Source organism: Microcoleus sp. A003_D6 (assembly GCF_036702825.1).
Lineage (GTDB): Bacteria > Cyanobacteriota > Cyanobacteriia > Cyanobacteriales > Microcoleaceae > Microcoleus.
Genome location: NZ_JAUBWA010000201.1, coordinates 1 through 7,661, shown reverse-complemented (window position 1 = coordinate 7,661; position 7,661 = coordinate 1). Strand labels below are relative to the sequence as shown.

Here is a 7,661-nt window from a genome sequence, read left to right as displayed (position 1 = left end):
AAAAATAACTCTTGTGGGATGGGCATCTTGCCCGTCCCATCAATTGATGAAAAGGATTTTTGCAAGAGGTCTATTAGTCGATCGCCCGCGTTTAAAATTCTTCCGCAAACAACCGGCGCAGAATTTCCGTGACTTCGGCGGCGACTCTGGCGTCTTGTTCGATCGCCAAGCGATCGACACTGCTGGAACCGCCTACAGCTTTTTCTGCCCGCAAACTCATGGCTAAAGTTCTGAGTTTTGCCGGCTTTCCCGCCGCCTTGGGCCGTTCGTCAACAAACCGCACTAAAGCCACATAAACTGTTTCTAGGGTTCCCCTGATCGCGCTGAGTCCGTAACCCAATTTTGAGATAATTACTGGAGAAGTGATAAGGCTATCCATCCCCAAGGTTTTAATTGCTACGTCCGCATATCGAGCGCTGTCGTGTCCCATTGCTCTGACAAGGCTTTCTAAGCTGTTCCACTGAGATGCTTTCATGCGCGATCGCTGTTCGATATGGAAGTGCCATCCTAACATGGAAATTAGCCTGGTCAAGTCATAAGCAGATACGGAATTACTTTGTTGGGTGCTGTTTAATGCGGCACTTAGCAGCACTTGTTTTTTGCTGAGATCGAAGATTTTGGGGTTGTTGTGATAAGGATTTTCGCCGTAATCGCCGCGAAAAATTAGGTCATTATTGCCAGTAGCGCTCTTCAGCCATTGCTCTAGTCCTGTGCGAGTATCGAAGCGTTTGAACATCGCAGCTAAGGAGTTTGAACTTGCTATATTTGAGGCATAGCTAATCATGTCTTTTGCTACATCGTAAAAGTAAAAATCTTGTTTTTGCCCGTTGCCATCTCTAACAACGCAGTTGTCAATGTCGCAGTCGGGATATTTGCTATTTACTTGACTGACGATATTAAGGAGCGGGATAATTTTAGTGGCACTCCACTGCTCAGCTTTGGTAAGTGCGTTTTTTCCCAGCCACTGCGCCTGAATTTTGCCGTCTACAAAAGTTCCAATGCAAACGCAGGCTTGCTTAACTTCTTCGTGGAGAAAACTTAAAGCTTGAGAGTTAATTTGAGGTTGTGCTCCCAGGCTGGGAAACGGGGTAAGTTTTAGGGGATTATTGGGGCCGGGAATAGAGCTAATTACTTTTAAGCCGTCAGGTTTCTGTTTGAGATAATCGGGATAGTTTTTAATTTGTTGTTGGTAAGGGGATTTTTCAATGCCTCGGTCTAAAAAAGCTAGTTTGTTTATGTTAGCTTGGGCATCTATTTCCATTTGGAGGTAGTTTTTGAAGATGCGCGATCGGTCTTTTGCGAGTTCGAGGGAGGTGAGGTTCATGATAGTTGATTGTAGCCCGTCGGGAATACATAAATAACTATACCTGAGTTCGGGGGCGATCGCTATGCACCCGGAATCGATGGTTTGATTCAGTTTTTTTTGCCGCGTACTTGGATGCGTTTGTCGGTTTTTTGTTTCTTAATCCAAGAGACAAATTTATGGAGTTCGGGGTCATTTTTGAGCTTTTCCAGGGTGTTGAGCTCTTGGGCGAGGTGTTTGTTGTCGAATAGAGAGTGAATCTGGCGGTGACAGGCCGAGCAAATGTCGATCGTCGGGCTGGGATCTTCGTTTTTCCGCTTGGTGTTTTGTTTGGGGATGAGGTGATGGGCGGTTAATGCTTCCATTTGTCGATCGCACAATTCGCACTGCATAATTTTCTCAATGCTGTTTTATGGGCGTTTTAAAAACCATTTCATATTCTCGATTGACGTTCGAGTATTTATCCAAATTGCCGCCATAAAGCCATGTTTGGACAATTTCTACCGCATCTTCAAGAGAGTCTACGCGGATGCGCGCCACTGCATTGTCCCATTCGCCTTCGATCTTCCAATCTTCTAAATCAATTCCTATTCCGTCCAAATCTGTATCAATCCAAACGTGCCTCTCAGGACAAACAGTGCTTTGAAAAGACAAAGTGCACAAACAAGTTTCAGCGCGATTAGTTTCAATCGCTTTTAAAATCTTACTTCTAAGCATTTGCCTGAGAGTTTCAGTAATATCATTTTTTGATGCAGTTTGCTGATTCACAATATCACCTCATTTTTGGAACTTATCGCGATTATCTGTTAGTAACTTCCGCAGATTTTTACCCCCGACTATCCCTGCTTTTAAAGCATTTTCAACCGACATAGTTTTTGCCTCTGCCGGCAAGACTTCACTAATTCCACCTTTGCGGAATTTGCCAATATATTCCTCTACAGATATTTGGCGATTTTCGTAAAGCTGGCGAGTAGTAGGTGAATTTAGATTACCTTGATTGTGTTCTCTAGCCCAACGCTCAAATTCTGGGTTTAGTTGCTGATTCACAATATTAGACACTACTGGGCAAATAGAACATTAAACTGCGAGAAATTTTGCCTGCCGCGCTGGCTAAGTATACCGAAGTTGGAAGACCGAAGTTGGAAGCAGGAAGAAGACATATTGCAGCCAGCTTTTTAGTCATCCGTATTTTACGTTTAATTAGGGGGATTTACTTATAGCCGATCGAGGAATTGATTCGCCAACTTACTACTATTATAGTGTAACCAATATAGTGTAACCAAAAGTTGACGGCCGCCGCAAAAAGTTGGCGAACCTGCACGGTAGCCAGCAGCCCAAACAATAAAAAACCCCCAATTGGGGGTCATACAAATCTCTTGCGGCAGAGGCCCAAAAGCCTGTGGGATCACAAAATATACAGCAACAAAAACAAAACAATCCAAATCACATCCACAAAGTGCCAGTAAATCTCAGTCGCTTCGATTCCGAAGTGGCGATCGCTAGAATAATGACCTTGCGCGCGCGATCGCCACACCACCGCCACCATCAGCAGCACTCCCAACGTAACGTGCAAGCCGTGAAAAGCCGTCAAAACGTAAAAGCAACTGGCATACAAATTCGTCGTCAAACCAAACTCTAAATGAGTGTATTCGTAAACCTGACCGAACAAGAAAACTGCGCCCATAGCAATAGTTACGAGCAACCAATTCCGCATTCCGGCGGCATCATTCTTTTTGATTGCAGTATCGGCATTGTGAATCACAAAGCTGCTAGCAATCAAAATCACCGTATTAATTCCCGGCAGCAATAACTCTCGCGCCGGCGTACCTTCAGGAGGCCACACGGGGGCCATAGCCCGATAAATCAAATACGCGGCAAACATACCGAAAAATATCATGCCTTCAGCGCACAGGAACACAATTACACCTAACATTCGGTGGTCGGGATGCTCCACACCGTGTGCTTTTACTTCGCCCTCGTGGTGGTAATTTAGGGCTGTTTTTGCCGGATCGATCGCTGGAATTTGCATAATAAATTGCTAGTTGGTAATGGGATGTTGAAGGAAGAAGGAAGAAGGAAGAAGGAAGAAGGAAGAAGGAAGAGGGCATTGGTGTCAACTTAAGACTAAAAGCGATGAGAAATCTCGCTTTTATCCGAGGTCAGATCCCCCTAAATCCCCCTTAAGAAGGGGGACTTTGAGTGTGTCCGGTTCCTGCCTTAAGAAGGGGAGCTTTGAGTGCTTCTTGTCCCCCCCTTCTTAAGGGGGCTAGGGGGGATCGAGAGCTTAATCGTCAGATAGAAGATCCGTACTACGTTAGACGTGTTTGTGGACATTAATGACTGATGACTGATGACTAATAACTATTCGCCATCTTGACTTTCATCAGCAGGAGAATCAACATCTCTCTCTGATTCAGGCTCAACCAAAGTTGCAGTACCGCCAAAGAAAGTTGAAGCTTGAGCCTCCGCAATAGGAATACCTGTTTTCTGGGTGTTGCGGGTGGCATTTTCCCTCAACTTGAGCCTGAGACGTTCCCCTGTCCGCTGAATTTTTTCCATGCCGTAATCGTAAGGCCCCGTTGCCAATACCGGCACTCCTTCAAAATTTTCGATAGGTGGCGGCGAAGTCGTCATCCATTCCAAACTCAAAGCTTGCCAAGGATTGTCACCTGCTTTCGGGCCGTACCTCCAGCTCCAAATCACATTAATGATAAACGGGATTGTAGACACTGCCAGCATATAAGCACCGACAGTACAAATGACATTAATTGTGGTAAATTTCGGGTCGTACATTGCCACCCGCCGGGGCATTCCTTGCATCCCCAAAGCGTGCATCGGCAAGAAAGTTACAGTAAAGCCAACATAGGTTAAAACAAAGTGAACTCTACCCCAAAATTCATTAATCATCCGCCCCGTCATTTTGGGGAACCAGTGGTAAAAAGCAGCGTAAATTCCAAACACTGAGCCGCCAAACAGCACGTAGTGGAGGTGAGCGACGATAAAATAAGTGTCGTGAACGTGAATGTCGAAAGGTACGGAAGCTACCATGATCCCGGTGATGCCGCCGAGGACAAATGTTGAGATAAAACCCATCCCAAATAGCATGGCGCTGACAAGGCGGAGTTTTCCTCCCCAAATAGTTGCCAACCAGCTAAATATTTTAATCCCAGTTGGTACGGCGATGATCATAGTGGTGATCATAAAAAACATCCGCAGCCAGCCGGGTGTGCCGCTGGTAAACATATGGTGCGCCCACACGATCAAGCCCAAAAAGCTGATCGCGAGACTGGAATAGGCGATCGCCAAATAACCAAAAATTGGCTTGCGCGAATGCACCGGCAAAACTTCTGAAATCACCCCGAAAAAGGGCATAATCATAATGTAAACTGCCGGGTGCGAATAAAACCAGAATAAATGCTGGTAGACGACCGGATCGCCGTTGCCTGTCGGGTTAAAAAATGCCGTCCCTGCTAACAAGTCAAACGACAGCAAAATCAAAGCTGCCGCTAACACTGGAGTAGCAATTAAAGTCAGCGCTGAAGTCGCAATCATCGCCCAGCAAAACAAAGGCATTTCATTGAGACTCATGCTCGGAACCCGCATGGTAAAGATGGTAACGGCAAAATTCACCGCCCCCAAAATCGAAGAAGTTCCGAGAATCAAAACACTGAGAATCCAAATTTCTTCCCCGGCTTGAGCAGTAACTAAGCTCAAAGGCGGATAGGAAGTCCAACCAGCCTGCGGAGCTCCTACCAAAAAACTGCTCAACAGCAACACGCCGCCTACGGGAATCAGCCAAAAGGCGATCGCATTCAGCCTGGGAAATGCCATGTCTTGTGCCCCAATCATTAAGGGGATCAAAAAGTTAGCAAATCCGGCTCCGGCGGGTACGATCCACAGGAAGATCATCACCGTCGCGTGAACAGTAAATAAACTATTGTAGAGTTCGGGGCTGACAAAATCGGAGTCGGGGGTGGCGAGTTCTGTTCGCACCAAAGTGGCCATCACGCCGCCGATTAGATAGAAAGTAAATGTTGTTACCAGGTATTGAATACCTATGACTTTGTGGTCGGTATTAAAAGTGAAGTAGTCGCGCCAATGTCTGTCGGCGGGCGCTGTTCCGCGAGCCTCAGTGTTGGCACTTTCTTGGAACTGTGCTTGTGTCATAGTTATTAGTCATTAGTTATTAGTCATTAGTTATTAGCTCCGGATCGAAGACCCAGTGCCAGGAACTAATGACTATTTTTAGTGATGAGTTGGGTGAAGTTGTTCTAGGGTTTCGGAATTAACTTTTATTTCCCGGACGTAGGGAGCCAAAAATTCTCCGTCTGACAATTTCTCCGGATTGACTGCAACTGCTTGCTCTAAGTTTTGACTGCTAGCAACTTGCTGGCTTTGCAGCCAACTGTCGAAGTCTTCGGGCGTGTGAACGACTGCTACAGCTTTCATCGCTCCGTGATAAGCGCCGCACAATTCAGCACAAACAACCCGGTATTCGCCGGTTTTATTTGCTGTAAATCTCAGCTCGCTCGGCCGCCCGGGAATTGCATCTTGTTTGAGGCGAAATTCTGGCAGCCAAAATGCGTGCAGCACGTCTTGAGCTGAGAGATTTAGCTGTACGTCGCGGTTGGCTGGCATATGCAGTTCGCCGGAACTAACGCCGCTTTCTGGATAGCTAAAAATCCAGGCGTACTGCAAACCCATGACATTTACAACTAAATCTGCTGGTTTGTCTTCATTTTCTGGGGAAGCGCCTACGCCTAGAGCAACGAGTTTTTGAGGCGGAATTTGAGGGGTGTTTTGGGGTGTATCTGAGAGTGTGGCGGCGATCGCACTTCCCCGCATTTTAGAGTGCGCTTGCATGGTTCCGTGGTCGTGATTTCCCATCGGATCGAGTCCTCCCATTGAGTTGTAAATCTCAAAACTGTAGACTCCGATTCCTAAAATAATCACCGCCGGCACGGCTGTCCAAAGAATTTCTAAGGGAAAGTTGTCATGCCAAGGCGGCCCGTCTGTGTTGTCTCCTTGACGGCGGCGATATTTAATTGCAGCAAAGATGAGAATTCCCTGGACCATGATAAATAATCCAGTGGAAATGGTCATCATTGTATTGAAAAGTGCGTCTATGTCGGATGCTTCGTCAGAGGCGGCGATCGGCATCAAACCGTGATTCTGCCCGTACCAGAGACTGATCAGAGTTACTCCGATGCCGGCAAGCATGGTGAGGATGGAACTTGGAATGTTCACGCTGGTACTTCTTAATAGCGACACTTCTTCGCTTGAAAAATGAAAGAAGCGCCTCTGGGTTATCAAGTTTTAATTGTAAATGGTATTTTTAGTAAAATGTCTATCTTAAGGGTTACTTAAGGCTTAGTATATTTGAGCGATCGCCTGCGCGCCTCAAAAGTACGTCTTTTGTACCTTGACAAAAATGAGTAAAAATGGTAAACAATCGCTCTGTTTGGCTGCTAAATTTGAGATGGTTTCTCAAACACCATCAAATGCTGCTGGGGCAACATATCTTTTGTCTCTTTCCATACTAAACCGACGGCTGCCATTTCTTTTTTCACCTGCTTCTGCGTCATTTTGTGCAAACCTTTAATGGGAATCAGCGGATTTTCGCCCCGATACTCGATCGATACCGTGCGGCCTCCCGGTTTGAGTGCTTTCACAATTCCTTGCATCATTTCTCTGGGATATTCAAATTCGTGATAAGCATCGACCATCACAACTAAATCCACGCTGTTTTCCGGCAAATTCGGATTGTCGATACTTCCCAAAACTGGATCAACGTTAGCAATATTTTTTTCTTGTTTATTCAATTTAATAAAATTAATCATTTCCTGCTGCACGTCAACTGCCAAAACCTTTCCTTCTGGAACTAAGGGAGCGATGCGAAAGCTAAAATATCCCGTTCCCGCTCCAATATCTGCTACAATATCTGTTGGTTTTAAATCGAGATTGTTCACTAATCGAGCTGATTTTTCTTCCATGCCGCGAGACGGTCTTTCCAGCCAACCAGCGCCTTGATATCCCATGACTCGGGCAATTTCTCGACCCATGTAAAATTTGCCGGTGCCGTCGGGATTGTGGACTGTTCGCTGCTGGTAAATTGTGTCGCCATTTGCGGTTTTACTTGCTGCTGCACAGGCATTGAGCGGCAACAAGCAAATTATTGCTAAGATAATTGCTGTTAAGGATTTAATTAATTGTGCGGTTTTTTTCACGATATTTCTGATTTTGTGTTTAAATTTATTTCTCGTTCCCTGGCTCTGCCTCGGTAATAGACCTCTTGCAAAAATAACTAGGACGGGCTCTCCGGCCCATCCCACAAAATTTTTTTTCTTGTGGAACGGGC

At 45.8% G+C, this 7,661-nt stretch carries 8 protein-coding genes; all 8 read right to left on the bottom strand.

Features of this window, described 5'->3' with window-relative positions; genetic code table 11:
* Window positions 1–91: 91 nt before the first annotated feature.
* Complete coding sequence (locus QUB70_RS30685) at window positions 92–1,324, bottom strand: hypothetical protein (protein ID WP_332985509.1); 1,233 nt, start codon at window positions 1,322–1,324, stop codon at window positions 92–94.
* An 89-nt stretch (window positions 1,325–1,413) separates the two neighbouring features.
* Window positions 1,414–1,695, bottom strand: coding sequence for an HNH endonuclease (locus tag QUB70_RS30680; RefSeq protein WP_332985508.1), 282 nt, complete (start codon window positions 1,693–1,695; stop codon window positions 1,414–1,416).
* Window positions 1,696–1,702: 7 nt separating this feature from the next.
* Window positions 1,703–2,071 (bottom strand): hypothetical protein, encoded by a 369-nt coding sequence (locus QUB70_RS30675; protein ID WP_332985507.1) that lies wholly within the window; start codon window positions 2,069–2,071, stop codon window positions 1,703–1,705.
* Window positions 2,072–2,080: 9 nt separating this feature from the next.
* A complete protein-coding gene (locus tag QUB70_RS30670; RefSeq protein WP_332985506.1) occupies window positions 2,081–2,350 on the bottom strand; it encodes a hypothetical protein in 270 nt (89 codons plus the stop codon).
* 358 nt (window positions 2,351–2,708) lie between these two features.
* Entirely contained in the window at window positions 2,709–3,332 is a 624-nt protein-coding gene (locus tag QUB70_RS30665; RefSeq protein WP_332985504.1) for a cytochrome c oxidase subunit 3, read from the bottom strand.
* Between the two features lie 332 nt (window positions 3,333–3,664).
* Window positions 3,665–5,470 (bottom strand): cytochrome c oxidase subunit I, encoded by a 1,806-nt coding sequence (gene ctaD / locus QUB70_RS30660; RefSeq protein ID WP_332985503.1) that lies wholly within the window; start codon window positions 5,468–5,470, stop codon window positions 3,665–3,667.
* A 78-nt stretch (window positions 5,471–5,548) separates the two neighbouring features.
* Window positions 5,549–6,550: a cytochrome c oxidase subunit II gene (locus QUB70_RS30655; RefSeq protein WP_332985502.1), complete on the bottom strand. Its 1,002-nt coding sequence runs from the start codon at window positions 6,548–6,550 to the stop codon at window positions 5,549–5,551.
* A gap of 221 nt (window positions 6,551–6,771) precedes the next feature.
* Complete coding sequence (locus QUB70_RS30650; RefSeq protein WP_332985510.1) at window positions 6,772–7,530, bottom strand: class I SAM-dependent methyltransferase; 759 nt, start codon at window positions 7,528–7,530, stop codon at window positions 6,772–6,774.
* Between the last annotated feature and the right edge of the window lie 131 nt (window positions 7,531–7,661).